Origin of the sequence: Hyunsoonleella aquatilis (assembly GCF_014270105.1) — a bacterium.
Classification (GTDB): Bacteria; Bacteroidota; Bacteroidia; order Flavobacteriales; family Flavobacteriaceae; genus Jejuia; species Jejuia aquatilis.
Map to the genome: position 1 here is coordinate 273,164 of NZ_JACNMF010000005.1, position 17,977 is coordinate 291,140.

Sequence of the window (17,977 nt, forward strand, 5' to 3'; positions counted from 1 at the left end):
ATATTTTATTGTATTTTTTTTAGTATTTGAAGGTGAATTTCTTGGACTTGGTGTTTGGTTTTCTCTAAATCTTCGTTTGAAATTACAAAATCCGATAGGGTTATTTTTTTGTCATCCGGCCATTGATTTTTCATAATAGATTCGATTTTTTCTTTTGAAGAATTGTCCCGGTTTAGCAACCTCTCAATTCTTAGGGATATTGGAGCCGTAACGGTAATAATAAAATCCATCTGTTTGTGCCCTCCATTTTCGAATAAAATAGCTACCTCTTTTATAACATAAGGGGCATTCTGCTTTGCCACCCATTTCTCAAAATGTCTTTTGACTTTTGGATGAACGATAGCATTCATTTTTTGCAAGATTGCCTTATCATTGAATATAATTTCCGCCAAAAAAGGTCGGTTTAATTTGCCATCCACATAAGCATTCTCTCCAAAAAGGGCTATAAGTTTACGTTTGATCACTTTTGATCGGCGCATCAATTTTTTGGCCTCTTCATCAGCTATATAAACAGGAATACCCAACGCTTCAAATGCCTTAGCCACGGTTGTCTTCCCACTACCTATACCTCCTGTTAGCCCTACTATTGTCATTTTACGATAATGAATTCTATGCGTTGTTGGCTCAATTTGATACGTTTTACGTTTTCTGGAAATCTCACCAATTCTGTGATTAAAAACGATTGGTTTTGCTCTGCCTTTTTATAGTCACAAATCACTCTAAAATCTTTTGGTTTTACAGTATTGAAATACTCTAAGCTGGTATAATAGGACACGTTAACTTCCTTTGGAAAACATTTGATAGAAATACTATCGGGCACGTTTATCACCCTGATAGGGATTTTTACCGTGCCCTCGGTAAACTTCTCAACATCAGCAACCAATTCCACTTCATCCAAAGAAAACTTCAAATCCTTTCTGTTTTTTGGAAGTTTAAGTCTTGCCTTTTTTGAAATATCCGTCTTAACATTGTCCAGTTGAACCAATTCTGTTTCCAAACCTTGCAGACTTTCAACCATATCATGTGGCCCAACAACAACAATCGAGTCTGGATACGCTTCAACTTCGTTTAACATATCAAAGCCTGGAGCGAATTGTATTTCAGCTTTTGCCAATACGGGTACTTTTTTCACCATATTCGTATCGAATCGAAACATTAAAGTATCCGGGGCTATACTTAGCAATTTTACCTGATTTTGAAACTGCTTCTTTTCATTTAAATATGAAACCGACTTTGCAAACACATATGACGACCCTGTTCTGTAAACTTCATTTGAAAAATCGACAGCGATTTGTGGTTTGGTAAGATAGTACTGCAACCATTTAAATCCATGGGTTTTCAAACGGATATCCACGCTATTATTGGAATCATTCAAAATGACTTTGTCCTGTGGAACATTTATTTTTTTTACTTCAAAAGCGACAGTATTGGTATATTCTTTGGAAAGTTTGGTGAAAATCAAAATAACAAAGGACGAAGACAGAAAGAGCAGAAACACGTTCAACCTTTTGTTTTTCACTGAAGCTAAAAGCTCTTTTTTTAATTTTCTAATCACTTTGACTTAAAGAATAATTTAGGAAAACGCTCTTCCGGCATTTTGTTGAGCCAATGGATTGCGATGGTCGATTTTAAAAATCCATAGCCGTACCCAAAAAACTGAACCAGTATGGCCAGCAAGCCTACAATGGCCACGACAATACTTTTTGTTGAAACCAAAGCTACAATAAAAGCCACTAAAAAGTAAACCATATAGAGCCAAAATAAAAAGCCGAAATTGAAAAACAACAATAAAATTGCCAATATTAACCCTGACCCAAATAGTGTCGGAAACCAATACGTCAACTTTTTAGTGGAAGGGTGCCACTTGTTTAAAATAGGGCGCACCAAACCAAATTTATGTACCTGTTCATAAAACTTTTTCCAAGAAATACGCCTTTTGTGAAACACGACTGCACTGGGTATCAATTTAGTTTGAAACCCTAAACCCCATAGCCTAATTGACAAATCTGGGTCTTCACCGGGGTGAATGCGACCAAATCCTCCGGAGGCCAAAAAAGCCTCTTTGGACAGGCCCATATTGAAACTTCTTGGCTGGAATTTATCTACCGCATTTCTATTCCCTCGGATACCCCCGGTAGTGATAAAAGAAGTCATCGCAAAATTGATAGCTTTTTGAAGAGCAGTAAAAGACTTGTGCGCCCCATCCGGTCCTCCGAAACAGTCAACATAATCCCTTTTAAGACTTTTGTCAACTTCACTTAAATAATTCTCTGGAAGAATAACATCACTATCCAAAATGATAAAATAGTTACCCTGGGCCTTTTGCATCCCATAATTTCTGGAGTCTCCCGGACCGGTATTTTCCTTGTAGAAATAGGAAATACTTAAATCGCCTTTGAATTGATTTACAGTAGCCTCCGAGGTTTTTTTAGAACCATCTTCAACAATTACAATTTCATAATCTAAATCGGTTTCCATCGCCTTGAAACTTTGCAAAAGTTCCACGATTTCCTCTGGACGATTATAAACTGGGATTATAAATGAAAATTGTAATGGCATAAAACAAAATTAACCATTCCGCATAAAAAAACCCGATAGGTTTTAAAACCTATCGGGTTAATGTATTTTAAACTTTTTTCTGCTTGTTGATCTCGTCCTGTAACTGGCGCCTTACCTTTTGTTCGCGCTCCAAGGCTGTTTTTCTGTGCTCCTCAAACTCTTCCTCAATTTCTGCCAGATTCTGCTTGGCTTGTCTGGTTACAGCGTTGCTGTTCTTAAATTTATAGATGAAGAAAAGCAACAATGCCAATAAGCCTGCAATTATGGCCCACATCAAAGAATTATACCCAGTTTTGCTCATTTGGAGCCCTAATAGCGACATGCTGTCTTTTTCAAGATTGGTTTTATCCAAAGTAACTTTAGTGTTGCCTAGGTTTGTTTTTAATTCTGATATTTCGTTAGCCTGATTTTTAACAACGGCTTGTGTATCGCTCAATTCCTTACGGATTCCTTTTAGTGAGTCATTAACATGGGACCTTAAAATGGATAACCAACTACGTTTTACAGCTTCGTAGGCTTGTCCGTTTGTACCTTTAAAATTTCCAGACTTTTTGAATATAAATTCAAACTGACTATCAATGGTTCCACTGTTTAAGGATAGTTTGTCTTCCTCTTGGCTGGCTTGCGAAAATGTAAGGCTACAAAAAAATAAGGAAAATACTAGGAGGGTATATTTTATGGTATTCATTTGGTTGTGCTTAAATAGGTTAACTAGATTTTGCGAAAATAAAAAATAAAGTTCAATAGACTGCATTAATTTATGAACAGCCTCACAAAAGTGAAGCTGTTCAGGAAAATATACGGTGATTTAGGTGCTTTAGATGTTCTTAATAATAAGTATATCTTCTAACTTTTGCGATGTATTTTGCTAAACGCACAACTTGATGGCTGTAGCCATATTCATTGTCATACCAAACATAAAGAATGGCATTCTTTCCATCTTTTCTTACAATGGTCGCTTTGCTATCGTAGATAGACGGGGCAGAACAGCCAACGATATCACTAGAAACCAGTTCATCGCTCAATTCATATTTTATTTGCTCTACCAAATCCCCTTCCAGCGCATATTTTTTGATTATGGAATTGATGCCGTCAACGGATGTTTTGCGGTCCAATTCCAAATTCAAAATGGCCAACGAACCGTTGGGTACGGGCACCCGAATGGCATTGGAGGTTAATTTACCTTCTAAGCTAGGCAATGCCTTGGATACGGCAGATCCTGCTCCAGTTTCGGTAATTACCATATTCAATCCTGCAGCACGACCACGACGGTATTTTTTATGAAAATTATCTACTAGATTTTGGTCATTAGTATAGGCATGGATAGTTTCTAAATGGCCACTTTTTACACCAAGCGAATCCTCTACAGCCTTTAAAATTGGGGTAATAGCATTGGTGGTACACGAAGCAGCTGAAAATATTTTGATATCGTTTGGGTTATATTCAAAATGGTTAACCCCATGCACAATATTAGGCACGCCCTTTCCGGGAGCGGTCAACAATACTTTGTCCACACCCTTGGATTTTAAATGCCTGGAAAGCGCTTTTTTGTCTCTAAACGCTCCAGTATTATCTATAACCAAAGCATCTTTTATTTTGAATTGGGTGTAATCAATATCCTCTGGGGCATTGGCGTTAATAAGATGTACCGTAGTACCATTGATAATAAGGCAGTTCTTTTTGGAATCACTTGCTACGGTTCCTGGAAATTCGCCATGAATGGAATCGTTGCGCAACAATGCCGCTCTTTTTTCAAGTATTTCTGGATTGATTTCGCCTCGGGTAACAATAGCCCTTAGACGCAATTGGCTTCCTTTTCCGGTTCTCGCCATCAATTCACGAGCCACCAAACGCCCAATTCTGCCAAAGCCATAAAGAATAACATCCTTCGGTTGAATATCTTTTGATTTTTTGGCATCCTTAATCTTGTAGGCTACAAAGCCACGTGCATTGTGGTATTTGTTTTCTTCTAAATGAAATTCGTATGTCAATTTGCCAATATCCAATTTGGCCGGGGGAATGTCAAGCTCCAAAATAGCTTTTGCAATTTCAACGGAGTCAAAAATCGAGATTGGTTTTTGAACAAATTCACCAGCATAGTTATGTAGCGACAAAATTTGACTCACATTTTTATCGATAAGTTGGTTTTTGAAGAGTACTAACTCCACCGATTTGTCATACCAAAGATCGCTCACGATTTTGATAAATTCAACAGTAGCTCGACGTCTATCAGCCTGAAAAGCGAGCTCTTTTTCGTAGGTTGCATTTGAAGTCATGTTATTTAGTTTGTGGTTTAAGTTTGAAACAAAAATACCATATTTCAAACGTTTTCGTAAGGTATTTCAAAAAAATTATCCTGTTGCAAGATGACAAGGAATCTTAAGAAATTATGATTCTCCCCACTTGTGCGGAGCATGTCTAAGTAATGCAGGTATGTCAAAAAAATAACCCTCCATCTGGAGGGTCATTTCAATCAAAAATTTATTGTTGTTTACCTAAAATTATAACGTTCTTTTTCGCCATTTTTATTGATGAGTTCAATGCGCATAGGCTCGTTTGAGGACCTATTCTTTAATACATTTTGTACGTCATCTACATTATTAATTTCAACATCATTGATAGCCGTAATTATTGAGCCTTGACCCACCCCGTTCTTCTGCCAGTATTCCGCATATTGGCCGTTGAGCTCTACGATTTTCACACCATTTTTAGCCTTTAACTTCTTCAAATCCGCAGGTTTCGCATTTTTAATCTGACCCACTAAGGGCATGTTATAGGTTTCATTTTTGACCAAACGCACAGGAATGGTTTTTACCTCTCCATCGCGTGAAAATGTCACGTTAACAATATCATCAGGTCGTTTGGTATTCAGGTGCCCTTTTAAATCTGAAAATCTTGAAATTTTAACGTTATCAATGGATTTAATAATATCGCCTTCCTTCAATCCAGCTTCTTCGGCACCAGAATCTTCAACTATGCCCGCAATATAAAAACCTTGGGTATCTGATATTTCAAGGGCTTCAGCAGCTTTACTGTTCAAGGTGCTACCAGTTATCCCCAGTACCCCATTTTGAACGTTGCCATATTCCATAATATCCTCCACCACTTTTCTTGCAATATTACTGGGCACCGCAAAGGAATAACCTATATAGGAACCTGTTTGTGAAGAAATGGCTGTATTAATACCGATAAGCTCTCCGTTGCTATTGACTAAAGCACCTCCAGAATTCCCTGGATTTACGGCGGCATCAGTTTGAATAAAGGACTGGGAATGGGTTCCCGTTAAATCCCTTGATTTGGCACTGATGATTCCGGCAGTAACCGTTGAGGTCAAATTAAATGGGTTGCCAACAGCCAATACCCATTCACCAATTTTGGCTTGGTCGGAATCCCCAAAAGTAACGACCGGTAAGTCCTCATCTGTTTCAATTTTTAATAAGGCGATATCCGTTTTGGGATCTGCACCAATAATTTCCGCCTGATAAGTCTTATTGTTATTTAGGGTTACGGATAGTTCTTGCGATTTATCAACCACATGGTTATTTGTAATAATGTAACCGTCTGGAGTAATAATCACTCCTGAGCCTGTCCCCATTTGGGCACGACGCGGACTTCTTCCAAAAAACAGGTCTTCAAACGTCATTTGACCCGAACTGATGGTCACGTTCTTAACATGTACCACGGCATTCACTGTATTTTCAGCCGCTTTGGTAAAGTCGGGCGTTTCGTAGGGTTTAAACAGAGTGTTTGCATTACTGGTAGGTAAAAATGTGGGGTTTTCATCCGTTGTATTTACCACAACAGTTTGTTTTTCTTCCAATAATAATTTGTAGGCCCCCAACGTCAATATACCGCCAAGAGCTGAAACCAATACTAGTGTTAAAATCTTCTTCATAATTTTCAGTTTAAGATATATGCATCAACGAATAAAATTAAATATTTATTGAATGTTCAAATCAACTTTAACGACGATTTAACAAAGCCCGAAACCGTTTAATATTCATATCTTTGTGCCTTGAGTTATGCAACAAAAATTTTACAAATATCAAGGAACTGGTAACGATTTTGTGATGATTGATAATCGTCAACTAAAATTCGACAAAAATAATACCAAACTGGTGGCACACCTTTGTGACAGACGTTTTGGCATAGGTGCTGATGGATTGATTCTTTTGGAAAATCATGATACCTATGATTTTAAAATGGTGTATTATAATTCCGATGGCAGGGAAAGCTCTATGTGTGGCAATGGCGGGAGGTGTTTGGTTGCCTTTGCTCAACAATTGGGGGTGATTGAAAACCACGCTGTTTTTGAAGCAGTTGACGGATTGCATCATGCCTCTATTGCCGATGGAATTGTTCGTTTGCAGATGCAGGATGTAGGCAATATCGACAATAAAGAAGGATACGTATTTTTAGATACAGGTTCACCGCACCATGTTCAGTTTGAAGAAGCCATTGATAGCTTTGATGTCAAAACGATTGGAGCCAACATAAGATATGGAGCGCCTTATTTTCAGGAGGGCACTAATGTGAATTTTGTAAAGAAACTTTCTGAAGATGCTTTTAGACTGAGGACCTACGAGCGCGGTGTTGAAAATGAAACTTTGTCATGTGGCACGGGTGCTACGGCCGTAGCCATAGCAATGCACTATATAGGTGAAACAGAAAAAAACTTGGTAAAGCTTAAGGTCGAAGGTGGAGAACTTGAAGTGTCCTTTGACTTAAATAATGGAACTTATTCCAATGTATGGCTTATCGGCCCAGCAAAATTGGTGTTTGAAGGCAGTTATGGAAACGCTTAATGGCAAACATATCAGCTTGAGGGCCTTGGAACCAGAGGACTTGGAGTTTGTCCTCGAACTTGAAAATGATGAAGACATTTGGGCATTGAGTAATACCCAAACACCCTTTTCCAGATATGTCATCAAGCAATATTTAGAAAATGCGCTTAAAGACATCTATGAAGTAAAACAATTACGATTGGTTATTTCGGATAAAAAAGGCAATTCGTTGGGACTTATCGATCTCTTCGATTTCGACTTTAAAAACAAAAGAGCGGGAGTCGGTATTATCGTCAAAAATCCCGATAACCGTGATAAGGGTTATGGTAGTGAGGCTTTAAATTTGCTAATTGACTATAGTTTTACACATTTGGGATTACATCAATTGTACTGCAATATTTCAGAAGACAATAAAAGAAGTATTCAGTTGTTCACTAATAATGGTTTTATTGAAATTGGTCTTAAAAAGGATTGGAACTTCAATCAAGGCGAATTTCAAAATGAATACCTATTTCAACTCATTAAAACATAATGTACATTAAAAAAATACTTTGGGCCATTGCACTAATAGGATTAGTCGTGGCAGGCTATTTTGCTTATTACATATATGGTGCGATGTTGGCACCTAACACCAATTTCAATAATGAAGAGGCTTATATCTATATAAAATCTACGGATACTTATAAAGATGTTAGAGCTCAATTGGAGCCTTTATTGAAGGACATACGCAAGTTTGATGTGTTGGCAAAGCAAAAGCAGTACGCAAACAACGTTAAATCTGGAAAGTATGTCATTAAAAATGGCATGAGCAATAATGATATTATCAATTCTATAAGAAGCGGAAACTTACCAGTAAAAGTGTCTTTTAATAATCAAAATTCATTAGAGAAGTTAGCAGGGCGTGTTGCTAATCAAATTGAAGCAGACAGTCTTTCTCTTTTGAATGCTATGACTGATAAGGACTTTTTAAACTCAAATGGTTTTACAGCTGAAACTGCTTTAGGTATGTACCTGCCTAATAGCTATGAGTTGTATTGGAATACTACAGCAGAAACATTTAGAGACAGAATGCTTAAAGAGTATAAGCGTTTTTGGAACGAAAAAAGAATAGCAAAAGCCCATGCTATAGGTTTGTCCAAAGATCAAGTAATGACTTTAGCTTCATTGGTTTATGAGGAATCTAAACAAAAATCAGAACAAGCCAGAATTGCAGGCTTATATATTAATAGACTAAATTCAGGAATACCTTTGGATTCAGACCCGACATTGAAGTTTGCTGCTTATAAACTTCCACAATATAAGAATACTGTAATAAGACGTGTTTTAAATGTTCATAAATCTATAGATTCTCCCTATAACACCTACAAAAATAGGGGATTACCACCTGGGCTAATTACCATGCCCAATATTTCTGCCATTGAAGCTGTTTTGAATTATGAAAGGCATAAGTATATTTTCATGTGTGCAGATCCAAAGCGATTTGGGTATCATAAATTCGCAAAAACATTGGCACAACACAATGTTAATGCTAGAGCTTACCATAAGTATTTGGATTCTAAAGGAATTAGAAAATAATAATGTGGCCTTACAAATGTAGTGTTGTTATTTTTCTGTGTTTTAGTAGCGCTATATTTTCTCAAAACCGTTTAGAACACTTTTTAAAGCCAAGCGATAGTTTAAATATATCTCGTAGAAATGCTGTTGTAATTTCTGAAGCTTCATTGGCTACGCTGTCTTTAGTTGGGTTGAATCAAATCTGGTACGCGGATTATGAACGCTCAAAATTCCATACAGTCAATGATAATAATGATTGGCTTCAAATGGACAAGATTGGGCATGTCTTTACTGCATATCAAATGGGAAAACAGGGAGCAAATTTGTTAAATTGGAGTGGTGTCAGTAAAAAGGATCAGTTGCTTTATGGCGCCACTTTGGGATTTGGATTTTTAACAGCTGTGGAGGTGCTTGACGGCTTCTCCAGCGAATGGGGTTTTTCTTGGGGCGATATTGGTGCAAATGCATTGGGTACAGGACTCTACATTTCGCAGGAATTACTGTGGAACGAGCAAAGAATCGATCTAAAATTCAGTTTTCATCAAACGAGTTATGCCGAACAACGCCCCGAAACTTTGGGGAAATCGTTCTTTGAACAGGTTTTGAAAGATTATAACGGACAAACCTATTGGCTCAGTTTCAATCTACATTCTTTTTTTAAAAAGAGTAAAATCCCGAAATGGCTAAATCTGGCTGTCGGCTACAGCGGTACCGGTATGCTGTACGGTTCAAAAGTTCCTGACAATCAAGTGTTAACAACTAATTCGAGATACCGGCAGTTCTTTTTAAGTTTTGACCTAAATTTGCAAAAGATAAGGACAGAATCGGCATTTTTACGCACGATTTTTAATATTTTCAATATGATAAAAATACCGTTTCCGGCCTTGGAATTTAATAAAAATGGGGGTGCATTTCATCTATTCTACATTTAAAAAGAGTACTTAATCGATTAATTTTGAAATGATTAAAAAAAATCATAATTTTGCACGCTCAAATTTTCAAGCATTTTTACGATTTAATTATGCTGAAGAAATTTACAAATTATGGTAAAAATTATTGCAAGTTGCTTATCATTAACACTTACAATATTGATACTATTGTACATGTCGCTTTCTACAACGGAAGCGGTTGATTTAAGTAAGTACTCAACTGATGGCTTGGTGTTGAATTACACCGTTAGTCAGGATGCAGGCACTAAGGTTAGCGCCACGGCATCAGAGGATGGATACGAAGCTTTTACACCATATTTGGGTAAATCTTTCGTAGGTTTCAAAGAGGCTTTGGCCTTTAAAGAATCTGGAGGTAACTATTTTACGGTGAACACTTACGGGTATTTGGGAAAATACCAGTTTGGGAAAGAGACCTTAGGTCTTATCGGCGTAAAAAACATCCGGCAGTTTTTAAAGAACCCAAAACTTCAGGAAAAGGCATTTATTGCTAATGCCCAACGCAACAAATGGATTTTGCGCAGGGATATCAACAACTTTGTTGGAAAACGCATTAATGGCGTTGTAGTAACAGAGTCTGGTATTTTGGCGGCGGCGCACTTGGCCGGTCCTGGTAGCGTTAAAAAGTATTTAAGAAGTTACGGATTGGATAACTTTGCTGATGGTTACGGTACAACCGTAGCGTATTACATGAAACGATTTTCGGGTTATGATACGTCGTTCCTGAAAGCTAACAAAAAAGCAAAAGTGAATTCAATCTAAAAGCGATTAGCTTTTATGGATGATAAAGATAGTAGGCCTCTTGTGGAGGTCTACTTTTTTTTTGGCCCATTGACTGGCTGGTAACGTTTTAATAAATTCTGTGGGCAAAGTGAGGTCGCAGGCGACACAAATTTTAGTTTCTGCAGAAACAGTTTTGGTAATGTCTTCCAGTAAATTGTTATTTCTGTAGGGTGTTTCAATAAATATCTGGGATTGGTCTCTTTCGAAGGATAGTCTCTCCAATCTCTTCAACTCCTTTTTTCTTTCGTTTTTATCAATTGGCAAGTAGCCATTAAACGAGAAACTTTGTCCGTTTAGGCCAGAACTCATTATCGCCATCAAAATTGATGAAGGCCCTACCAAGGGCACAACTCGAATGTCCTTTTCATGGGCCAATTTCACGATCTCCGCTCCTGGGTCGGCAACAGCAGGACAGCCCGCTTCAGATAATAGCCCAACGTCAATGCCACGATTACAGGGCTCTAAAAATTCTGGTAGCTCTATGGGTTGCGTGAATTTATTCAATAAGAACAATTCCAATAGGGATTGTTGTTTCTTCGGGCTTATTTTTTTGATGAAACGCCTAGCGGATTTTTCATTCTCCACAATATAAAACCTCGTATCTTCAATAACCTTTTTCACCGAAATAGGCAAAACCTCAAGTGGCGCATTGTCTCCGAGAGTTGTTGGAATAAGATATAATTTGCCTTTTTGCACGGATTTGAATTCAGTGATAAATACTTTCTACGTAAAGGTAATAAATAAGGGCCTAATTATTTGGAGGTGATTTTATAGGCTATTGTTTCGCAGGCTTCATCCAGCATCTGATAAACGTTTTCAAAACCTTGGTCGCCTCCATAATAAGGGTCAGGGACACTAAGGTTTTCACCGGGAGCTATTTCGTTCAAAATCAATTTTACTTTGGCAATATCCTTATCGTTTCTGGCCATTTTGATAATATTCCTAAAATTGGAATCGTCCATGGCATAAATTAAATCGAAGTCGTCAAAATCCCGCTTTTCAAATTGCCTTCCTCTTAAATGCGTAATGTCAATACCGTATTTTTTGCCAACGGCTACCGAGCGTCTGTCCGGAGAGCTACCGATATGATATGCCGCAGTTCCGGCAGAATCTACTTCAAAACCCTGAGTTGGAAGTTTCGACCTTAAAATACCTTCGGCCAATGGTGAGCGACAAATATTGCCCAAACATACCATTAGGATTCGAGTCATTTTAATACGATTTTAAACGGATAGTTTTTTTGTGATGTCCTCAACGTATTTTCTGAATTGCTTATCGGTGGAGGATAGATTGTCCACCGTTTTGCAGGCATGAAGTACTGTGGCGTGGTCGCGTTTTCCGATTTGGGAGCCGATACTGGCCAAAGACGCTTTGGTCATTTTTTTGGCGAAAAACATGGCCAATTGACGGGCTTGAACTATATGGCGCTTTCGTGTTTTGGATTGAAGCGTTTCTACATCCATCTGGAAATAATCGGACACGATTTTTTGAATATAATCAATAGAGACTTCGCGCTTGGTGTTTTTGACAAATTTTTCAACGATTTGTTTGGCGAGGTCAATTGTGATTTCCTTTTTATTGAAAGACGATTGAGCAATCAATGAAATTATTGCACCCTCCAATTCGCGAACATTCGTTTTGATATTTTTGGCCACATAATCTACAATATCATCAGGCATTTCAACACCGTCACGATACAGTTTGTTTTTCAAAATGGAAACACGTGTTTCAAAATCGGGATGTTGTAATTCCGCCGAAAGTCCCCATTTAAATCGGGACAGCAAGCGTTGTTCAATATCCTGCATGTCCACTGGAGCTTTGTCGCTGGTTAAAATCACCTGCTTCCCGTTTTGGTGCAAATGATTGAAAATATGGAAAAATACATCCTGTGTTCCAGATTTTCCAGAAAGGAACTGCACGTCATCAATAATCAAAACATCAATAATTTGATAGAAATGGATAAAGTCGTTGCGGTTGTTCTTTTTTACAGAATCAATATACTGTTGGGTAAACTTTTCAGCAGAAATATAAAGTACCGTTTTTTCAGGGTACTTGTCTTTGATATCCACACCAATGGCATGGGCCAAATGTGTTTTTCCCAAGCCAACACCACCGAAAACCAACAAAGGATTAAACGAGGTGCCTCCCGGTTTTGCAGCCACGGCTAATCCCGCACTTCGTGCCAAACGGTTGGAGTCACCTTCCAAAAAGTTTTCAAAACTATAATTGGGATTCAGTTGCGATTCAATCTTAACATTTCTAATCCCGGGAATGACGAACGGGTTTTTCAATTCCGGACTTTTATTGTCCAAAGGGATATCAACATCCTGTGCTTTTACGGGTGTTCTGTTCGAGCTCGGAATCTTTTCAGTAAACGGTTGTTTGTTGCCATAGGTATTCTCCATTTTAATGATATATACCAATTTGGCATTTTCACCCAATTCCTTTGTTAACGAGACCTTTAAAATCTTAACGTAGTGTTCTTCAAGCCATTCATAGAAAAACTTGCTTGGTACTTGAATACTCAAGGCATTGTCCTGAAGTTTTACGGCTACAATGGGTTCAAACCAAGTTTTGTACGCCTGAGGTTGAATATTATCTTTTATAAAATTAAGACAGTTATTCCATACCGATTGCGCAGTTATACTCATTGGTTTAAATTCTTGGTTTCAGTTGATTTTAATTTAAAGAGAAGAACCTCTTCAAACCCCCCTTTTGTTGTGTGGCAAATATGTGAACAAAAATCTAAAAAAAAAAACGAAATGCTATTGAATTTTTAGAAATTTTTCCCCATGTTTAACCACTAGCCGAAACTACAAAAAAATATTGACAAAAACCCATGAAATTCGATGAAATACAAATAAGAGTGAGATATGGTGAAACAGACCAAATGGGAGTCGTGTATCACGGTAATTACGCATTATATCTGGAAATGGGTAGAATTGAATGGTTGCGAAAATTTGGAATTTCATACAAAAAAATGGAAGAAGACGGTATCATGCTTCCTGTAATTTCCTTGAATATAAATTATAAAAAATCAGCGGGTTATGATGACCTAATTAAGGTAAAAACTCAACTAAAAAAAACACCTACGGCGAAGATTGAATTCGAGTATGAAATTACGGATGAAAATGGCGAAATTTTGACCACTGCCGAAACCACTTTGGTGTTTATCGATATGAAAACGAATCGACCGGTGAGGGCGCCCCAATATATTTTGGATTTGGTTTCGTAAGAATTTATAGTTTTTTGATATCAACTCCAAAGATGTGGTCGAACAAATCATAAATTTTTAAAGCATCTCGTTTTCTGACTGAAATGGTGATATTGCATCTTAATTCAAGTTGCTGACTAATTATTTGAAGTTGGTGTTCTTTTATAATGCGCATTACCTTATTCATATCTTTGTATTCAAAAGATAATTGATACTGATTGTTAATGGTTTTCTCTACAATAACACAGGATTCCAAAACTAGTTCCGCCGTAGTTTTATAGGCATGGATCAGTCCGCTAACTCCGAGTTTTACCCCTCCGAAATATCGAACAACGATTACTAAAACATTCGTCAGTTCAAAAGATTGAATTTGTCCATAAATCGGCATTCCTGCTGAATTACTGGGCTCTCCATCATCGTTTGCTCGAAATATTGTTTGTTCCGTTCCGATTTGATAGGCATAGCAACAATGTCTCGCAGAATGGTGTTCTTTTTTGACCTTATCCAAATTGAGTTTAACCTCGGTTTCATTCAAAACGGGAAAGACATACCCGAAAAATTTGCTGTTCTTCTCCTTAAAAAGAATTGGCTCAGGGTTAGAGGTAATTGTTTTATATGTGTCTTTGTCTTTCAATCCTAAAACAAATGGCTTTTCAATGAAAACAAATCTACAACATCATCCACTACAGGGCGAATATGCCAAGTATGAATACCTATTGTTTTGGCCGTTTCAATGTTGTTAGCATTATCATCTACAAAAACACATTCATTAGGTTTTAATTGATTTTCTTGGAGTACAAACTCAAAAATATCCTTGTTGGGTTTTCTAAGGTGAATTTCGTGGGATAGATAAAATTGATGAAAGCAGTTTTTAAATTCTTTATAAAAAGAAACATGCGCTTTCACCCAATCGATATGGAGTTCGTTGGTATTGCTCAATAATATGAGTTGATACTTTCCTTTGTCTTTCAATTGTTTTAAAAAATCCAAACGGTACTTTGGGAAATCCTTTAAAATCAAATTCCATAAATCCACCAGTTCGGTTCGATTCAAGTGTGGAAATTTTTCGGCATAAAACCGGACAAAATTTTCAGTTGAAACATTTCCAATTTCGTACTCTTTATTGATTTCAATGATATCTTCAGGCAAGGTGGAAATTCCAAGTTTTTCCAATGTCACTTGAAATGCCGTTTCAATATCCAAATCGATAAACACGTTCCCAAAATCAAAGACGATGGTTTTAATCATTTCGGTAAATTTTTAAAATATCACTTTTAATGGTTTCCTCTGAAATTGGTTTTCCTTTGAAATCAGGGGCTTTAATCCCATTTTCAAAACCTGTACTTCCGGTGAAAACCCGAGCTTCGTCCCAAAGATTTTCGTCAATAAAAGTCTGAAGTGTTTTTGCACCACCTTCAATAATGACTGAATTGATTTGTTTACTAAAAAGCACTTTGCAAATTTGTTCTGCTAAAGGTTGTGAGAAATCAGCGCTTTGTTCATCAATTATTATGGTTTCCGCTTTATCGCTAAAAACATTTAGCCTTTTGGACAATTTGTTTTTCCTGTCAATAACAACTCTTATGGGATTTTGCCCCGTCCAATTCCGAACGGTTAAACTCGGGCTGTCTTCCAAAACAGTATTGGTGCCAACCAAAATGGCCTGTTCCTCAGCTCGCCATTTGTGCACCAATTGTCTCGAAACTTTATTTGTAATCCATACTGGAGACTTCGTTTGCTTCGATTCGGGAGCAATAAAACCATCCTGTGTTTCTGCCCACTTCAAAATAATATAAGGTCGCCTTTTATTGTGAAATGTAAAAAAGCGTTTGTGGTGCTCCTTGCATTCTTGCTCCAAAACCCCAACCGTAACATCAATGCCGGCTTCCACCATTCTTTTAATGCCCTTTCCAGCAACCTGTTCATTATCATCCACACAGCCAATTACCACTTTTGGGATTTTATGCTTAATAATAAGGTCGGAACAAGGGGGGGTTTTTCCAAAATGGGCACAGGGTTCAAGCGTTACATAAAGTGTGGCGTCTTTAAAAAGGGATTTGTCTTTTACCTTATTAATAGCATTAACCTCAGCATGATTACCGCCATAAGCACTGGTAAAACCTTCACTGACAATCTCACCATTTGAAGCAATCACACAGCCTACCATCGGATTGGGTCTTGTATCGCCTAGTCCGTTTTTGCCGATATCAATACACCGTTTGATATAAATTTCGTGTATATTCAACACTAAAGTTTAATTTTTACATCCTCAGTTTCGTCCACCTTGTAACGGTACGACAGGCCCAAAGCTTTATACACAATATCACCTTTATATTGCACCTTTACGGTTTTGCTGAACAAACTGCCAATCAGTCCGCTAATACTCTTTCCGCTAATTAAACTATCAATGGGCACTTTTGCCATTAATGGAATAGAAAATTCCTTTTGGGCGGGAACTTTAAAACTTTCCGTGGACACGTAGCCCATTTCGTTATCATTCACTAAAATCTTGATTTCATCAGTTTTTAACTCGCCTCCAATGTCGTTTGGGTTTACAAATTTGGCGTCCGCGGAAAGCACAATGTGATTCGAATTGGATTCAACCACTTCGATATTTTCAACGTTGACAAAAATGGGTTTTTCCTTTACTTTGCAACCCAAAACCAAGCTGGTCATTGTTAATAATATTATGAACTGTCTCATGCCAATTTTTTAAGATTTAATGTATCTTCACTTTTCAGAAAAAGCGTTTTTAGGTGCGTAAAGATACTATTGTTATCCGAGAAATTCGGCCCCGGGACAATGCCCAGATTGAACGGGTGATTCGGGCGTGTTTCCATGAATTCAAAATACCATTGGAGGGTACGGCTTATGCCGATGACGAAACTCCGCGCATGTTTGAATCCTATCAAAACGATAATGAAATCTATTATGTTGTGGAAAGTGAAGGCAAAGTTTTGGGTGGTGCGGGCATAAAGCCTTTGCCCGATACCGATGGCACCATTTGCGAACTTCAAAAAATGTATTTTTCGCCAAAAGTTAGGGGGCTAGGTTTTGGAAAAATAATGTTTCGAAAATGCTTGGAAACAGCCAAAACATTTGGCTACAAAACCTGTTATTTAGAATCGGCATCGCAATTAAAAGCCGCCATAGCGATGTATGAAAGTTTTGGCTTTCGGCATTTGAAGGAAGCATTGGGAAACACAGGGCATTATTCTTGCGGTGTCTGGATGACAAAGGAATTATGATGTTAAAGGAGGTTCAAGCAAGATTCCATAGTGAGCTGTCAGGGCTGTATGAAAAAGAAGAAATCGATAGCTTTTTTTATCAATTGATTGAAAAAAATTATGAAGTGGATAGAATTCGTCTTGCTTTGGAGCCCGATATTGCCATTGAACACGCTGAGAGAATATTAGAAAGCCTCCAATTTTTAAAACAGCATAAACCGATACAATATATTATAGGTGAAACCGAATTTTATGGTTTGAAATTTAAGGTGAATGAAAATGTGTTGATTCCAAGGCCGGAAACTGAGGAATTAGTGGAATGGATTATAGATTGTCATTCAGAGTACTTCGATTGTGCTCAGCACGGGTTCCGCGAAGAATCTAAAATAAGAATTTTGGACATCGGAACAGGAAGTGGCTGTATCGCTGTGAGTTTGGCTAAAAATTTACAGAATGCCAAAGTATATGCATTGGATGTTAGTGAAAAAGCTTTGGAAGTTGCCAAGGAAAATGCCGATTTAAATGCGGTGGATGTAATCTTTATTAAAGCAGATATTTTGTCTCTGGAAAACCGGTGGAATTTGGGTTTTTATACTTTGGAATTTGATATAATTGTATCCAACCCACCATACGTTAGGGAGCTTGAAAAAAACATAATGAAACCTAATGTGCTGGATAATGAACCACATTTAGCTTTGTTTGTAAAAGACCAAGACCCGCTTCTGTTTTATAGGGCAATTAGTGAATTTTCAAAAACCGCTTTAAACGAAAACGGACAATTATTTTTCGAGATTAACGAATATTTGGGACAGGAAACTGTGGCACTTTTGGAGCAAAAGAATTATAACAATATTGAATTACGTAAAGATATTTTTGGAAAGGATAGGATGGTTAAAGCAGAATATTAAA

At 37.5% G+C, this 17,977-nt stretch carries 21 protein-coding genes; 8 read left to right on the top strand and 13 right to left on the bottom strand.

Annotated features, from left to right (window positions below; translation table 11 throughout):
• Window positions 1-5 precede the first annotated feature (5 nt).
• The 6 genes from coaE to H7U19_RS15105 form a co-directional block, all read right to left on the bottom strand.
• On the bottom strand, window positions 6-593 hold the full coding sequence (gene coaE / locus H7U19_RS15080; protein ID WP_186563700.1) for a dephospho-CoA kinase: 588 nt from the start codon (window positions 591-593) through the stop codon (window positions 6-8).
• Window positions 590-1,555 (bottom strand): CdaR family protein, encoded by a 966-nt coding sequence (locus H7U19_RS15085; protein WP_343069112.1) that lies wholly within the window; start codon window positions 1,553-1,555, stop codon window positions 590-592. Before H7U19_RS15085 ends, coaE begins: the two co-directional genes overlap by 4 nt.
• The gene (locus H7U19_RS15090; RefSeq protein ID WP_186563701.1) at window positions 1,552-2,559 is read right to left on the bottom strand and encodes a glycosyltransferase family 2 protein; all 1,008 of its coding nucleotides are present in this window, start codon (window positions 2,557-2,559) and stop codon (window positions 1,552-1,554) included. The genes H7U19_RS15085 and H7U19_RS15090 overlap by 4 nt, the downstream gene beginning before the upstream one ends.
• Window positions 2,560-2,626: 67 nt before the next feature.
• Window positions 2,627-3,247, bottom strand: a complete 621-nt coding sequence (locus H7U19_RS15095) for a tRNA (guanine-N1)-methyltransferase (protein ID WP_186563702.1) — start codon at window positions 3,245-3,247, stop codon at window positions 2,627-2,629.
• A gap of 139 nt (window positions 3,248-3,386) precedes the next feature.
• The gene (locus H7U19_RS15100) at window positions 3,387-4,835 is read right to left on the bottom strand and encodes a glyceraldehyde-3-phosphate dehydrogenase (protein ID WP_186563703.1); all 1,449 of its coding nucleotides are present in this window, start codon (window positions 4,833-4,835) and stop codon (window positions 3,387-3,389) included.
• Window positions 4,836-5,050: 215 nt separating this feature from the next.
• Window positions 5,051-6,454, bottom strand: a complete 1,404-nt coding sequence (locus tag H7U19_RS15105) for a trypsin-like peptidase domain-containing protein (RefSeq protein WP_186563704.1) — start codon at window positions 6,452-6,454, stop codon at window positions 5,051-5,053.
• A gap of 127 nt (window positions 6,455-6,581) precedes the next feature.
• On the opposite strand from H7U19_RS15105, the gene dapF reads away from it, so the two are divergent.
• From dapF to H7U19_RS15130, 5 genes are all read left to right on the top strand, one after another.
• Entirely contained in the window at window positions 6,582-7,364 is a 783-nt protein-coding gene (gene dapF / locus H7U19_RS15110) for a diaminopimelate epimerase (protein WP_186563705.1), read from the top strand.
• A complete protein-coding gene (locus H7U19_RS15115; protein WP_186563706.1) occupies window positions 7,351-7,875 on the top strand; it encodes a GNAT family N-acetyltransferase in 525 nt (174 codons plus the stop codon). The genes dapF and H7U19_RS15115 overlap by 14 nt, the downstream gene beginning before the upstream one ends.
• On the top strand, window positions 7,875-8,918 hold the full coding sequence (mltG, locus tag H7U19_RS15120) for an endolytic transglycosylase MltG (protein ID WP_186563707.1): 1,044 nt from the start codon (window positions 7,875-7,877) through the stop codon (window positions 8,916-8,918). The genes H7U19_RS15115 and mltG overlap by 1 nt, the downstream gene beginning before the upstream one ends.
• Before the next feature lie 2 nt (window positions 8,919-8,920).
• A complete protein-coding gene (locus tag H7U19_RS15125; RefSeq protein WP_186563708.1) occupies window positions 8,921-9,829 on the top strand; it encodes a DUF2279 domain-containing protein in 909 nt (302 codons plus the stop codon).
• 111 nt (window positions 9,830-9,940) lie between these two features.
• Entirely contained in the window at window positions 9,941-10,606 is a 666-nt protein-coding gene (locus H7U19_RS15130) for a peptidoglycan-binding protein LysM (protein ID WP_186563709.1), read from the top strand.
• A gap of 6 nt (window positions 10,607-10,612) precedes the next feature.
• On the opposite strand, the gene H7U19_RS15135 is transcribed toward H7U19_RS15130, so the two are convergent.
• Genes H7U19_RS15135 through dnaA form a run of 3 tightly spaced genes read right to left on the bottom strand, consistent with a single transcriptional unit; the run spans window position 10,613 to window position 13,278 of the window.
• Window positions 10,613-11,323 (bottom strand): SAM-dependent methyltransferase, encoded by a 711-nt coding sequence (locus tag H7U19_RS15135; protein WP_343069113.1) that lies wholly within the window; start codon window positions 11,321-11,323, stop codon window positions 10,613-10,615.
• Between the two features lie 56 nt (window positions 11,324-11,379).
• Entirely contained in the window at window positions 11,380-11,838 is a 459-nt protein-coding gene (locus tag H7U19_RS15140) for a low molecular weight protein-tyrosine-phosphatase (RefSeq protein WP_186563710.1), read from the bottom strand.
• Window positions 11,839-11,850: 12 nt separating this feature from the next.
• Window positions 11,851-13,278 carry a chromosomal replication initiator protein DnaA gene (gene dnaA / locus H7U19_RS15145; protein ID WP_186563711.1) on the bottom strand — a complete coding sequence of 476 codons (1,428 nt, stop codon included), beginning with the start codon at window positions 13,276-13,278 and terminating at the stop codon, window positions 11,851-11,853.
• Window positions 13,279-13,466: 188 nt separating this feature from the next.
• Here dnaA and H7U19_RS15150 point away from each other — a divergent pair, with 188 nt between their 5' ends.
• Window positions 13,467-13,862 (top strand): acyl-CoA thioesterase, encoded by a 396-nt coding sequence (locus H7U19_RS15150; protein WP_186563712.1) that lies wholly within the window; start codon window positions 13,467-13,469, stop codon window positions 13,860-13,862.
• A 4-nt stretch (window positions 13,863-13,866) separates the two neighbouring features.
• On the opposite strand, the gene H7U19_RS15155 is transcribed toward H7U19_RS15150, so the two are convergent.
• From H7U19_RS15155 to H7U19_RS15170, 4 genes are read right to left on the bottom strand one after another with little or no spacing between them, the layout of a single operon-like run.
• On the bottom strand, window positions 13,867-14,475 hold the full coding sequence (locus H7U19_RS15155; RefSeq protein ID WP_186563713.1) for an IMPACT family protein: 609 nt from the start codon (window positions 14,473-14,475) through the stop codon (window positions 13,867-13,869).
• A 2-nt stretch (window positions 14,476-14,477) separates the two neighbouring features.
• Window positions 14,478-15,089 (bottom strand): HAD family hydrolase, encoded by a 612-nt coding sequence (locus tag H7U19_RS15160; RefSeq protein ID WP_186563714.1) that lies wholly within the window; start codon window positions 15,087-15,089, stop codon window positions 14,478-14,480.
• A complete protein-coding gene (gene ribD / locus H7U19_RS15165; RefSeq protein ID WP_186563750.1) occupies window positions 15,082-16,086 on the bottom strand; it encodes a bifunctional diaminohydroxyphosphoribosylaminopyrimidine deaminase/5-amino-6-(5-phosphoribosylamino)uracil reductase RibD in 1,005 nt (334 codons plus the stop codon). Before ribD ends, H7U19_RS15160 begins: the two co-directional genes overlap by 8 nt.
• A gap of 2 nt (window positions 16,087-16,088) precedes the next feature.
• Window positions 16,089-16,544: an LEA type 2 family protein gene (locus tag H7U19_RS15170; RefSeq protein WP_186563715.1), complete on the bottom strand. Its 456-nt coding sequence runs from the start codon at window positions 16,542-16,544 to the stop codon at window positions 16,089-16,091.
• Window positions 16,545-16,597: 53 nt separating this feature from the next.
• On the opposite strand from H7U19_RS15170, the gene H7U19_RS15175 reads away from it, so the two are divergent.
• Both H7U19_RS15175 and prmC read left to right on the top strand, forming a co-directional pair.
• A complete protein-coding gene (locus H7U19_RS15175; protein WP_186563716.1) occupies window positions 16,598-17,089 on the top strand; it encodes a GNAT family N-acetyltransferase in 492 nt (163 codons plus the stop codon).
• Window positions 17,086-17,976: a peptide chain release factor N(5)-glutamine methyltransferase gene (gene prmC / locus H7U19_RS15180; protein ID WP_186563717.1), complete on the top strand. Its 891-nt coding sequence runs from the start codon at window positions 17,086-17,088 to the stop codon at window positions 17,974-17,976. The genes H7U19_RS15175 and prmC overlap by 4 nt, the downstream gene beginning before the upstream one ends.
• The last annotated feature ends 1 nt before the right edge of the window (window position 17,977 follow it).

What these genes read in the sequence shown, in the direction of transcription:
- coaE (WP_186563700.1), bottom strand. Translation starts at nt 593, where the DNA reads ATGACAATAGTAGGGCTAACAGGAGGTATAGGTAGTGGGAAGACAACC.
- H7U19_RS15090 (WP_186563701.1), bottom strand. Translation starts at nt 2,559, where the DNA reads ATGCCATTACAATTTTCATTTATAATCCCAGTTTATAATCGTCCAGAG.
- H7U19_RS15095 (WP_186563702.1), bottom strand. Translation starts at nt 3,247, where the DNA reads ATGAATACCATAAAATATACCCTCCTAGTATTTTCCTTATTTTTTTGT.
- H7U19_RS15100 (WP_186563703.1), bottom strand. Translation starts at nt 4,835, where the DNA reads ATGACTTCAAATGCAACCTACGAAAAAGAGCTCGCTTTTCAGGCTGAT.
- H7U19_RS15105 (WP_186563704.1), bottom strand. Translation starts at nt 6,454, where the DNA reads ATGAAGAAGATTTTAACACTAGTATTGGTTTCAGCTCTTGGCGGTATA.
- dapF (WP_186563705.1), top strand. Translation starts at nt 6,582, where the DNA reads ATGCAACAAAAATTTTACAAATATCAAGGAACTGGTAACGATTTTGTG.
- H7U19_RS15115 (WP_186563706.1), top strand. Translation starts at nt 7,351, where the DNA reads ATGGAAACGCTTAATGGCAAACATATCAGCTTGAGGGCCTTGGAACCA.
- mltG (WP_186563707.1), top strand. Translation starts at nt 7,875, where the DNA reads ATGTACATTAAAAAAATACTTTGGGCCATTGCACTAATAGGATTAGTC.
- H7U19_RS15125 (WP_186563708.1), top strand. Translation starts at nt 8,921, where the DNA reads ATGTGGCCTTACAAATGTAGTGTTGTTATTTTTCTGTGTTTTAGTAGC.
- H7U19_RS15130 (WP_186563709.1), top strand. Translation starts at nt 9,941, where the DNA reads ATGGTAAAAATTATTGCAAGTTGCTTATCATTAACACTTACAATATTG.
- H7U19_RS15140 (WP_186563710.1), bottom strand. Translation starts at nt 11,838, where the DNA reads ATGACTCGAATCCTAATGGTATGTTTGGGCAATATTTGTCGCTCACCA.
- dnaA (WP_186563711.1), bottom strand. Translation starts at nt 13,278, where the DNA reads ATGAGTATAACTGCGCAATCGGTATGGAATAACTGTCTTAATTTTATA.
- H7U19_RS15150 (WP_186563712.1), top strand. Translation starts at nt 13,467, where the DNA reads ATGAAATTCGATGAAATACAAATAAGAGTGAGATATGGTGAAACAGAC.
- H7U19_RS15160 (WP_186563714.1), bottom strand. Translation starts at nt 15,089, where the DNA reads ATGATTAAAACCATCGTCTTTGATTTTGGGAACGTGTTTATCGATTTG.
- H7U19_RS15170 (WP_186563715.1), bottom strand. Translation starts at nt 16,544, where the DNA reads ATGAGACAGTTCATAATATTATTAACAATGACCAGCTTGGTTTTGGGT.
- prmC (WP_186563717.1), top strand. Translation starts at nt 17,086, where the DNA reads ATGATGTTAAAGGAGGTTCAAGCAAGATTCCATAGTGAGCTGTCAGGG.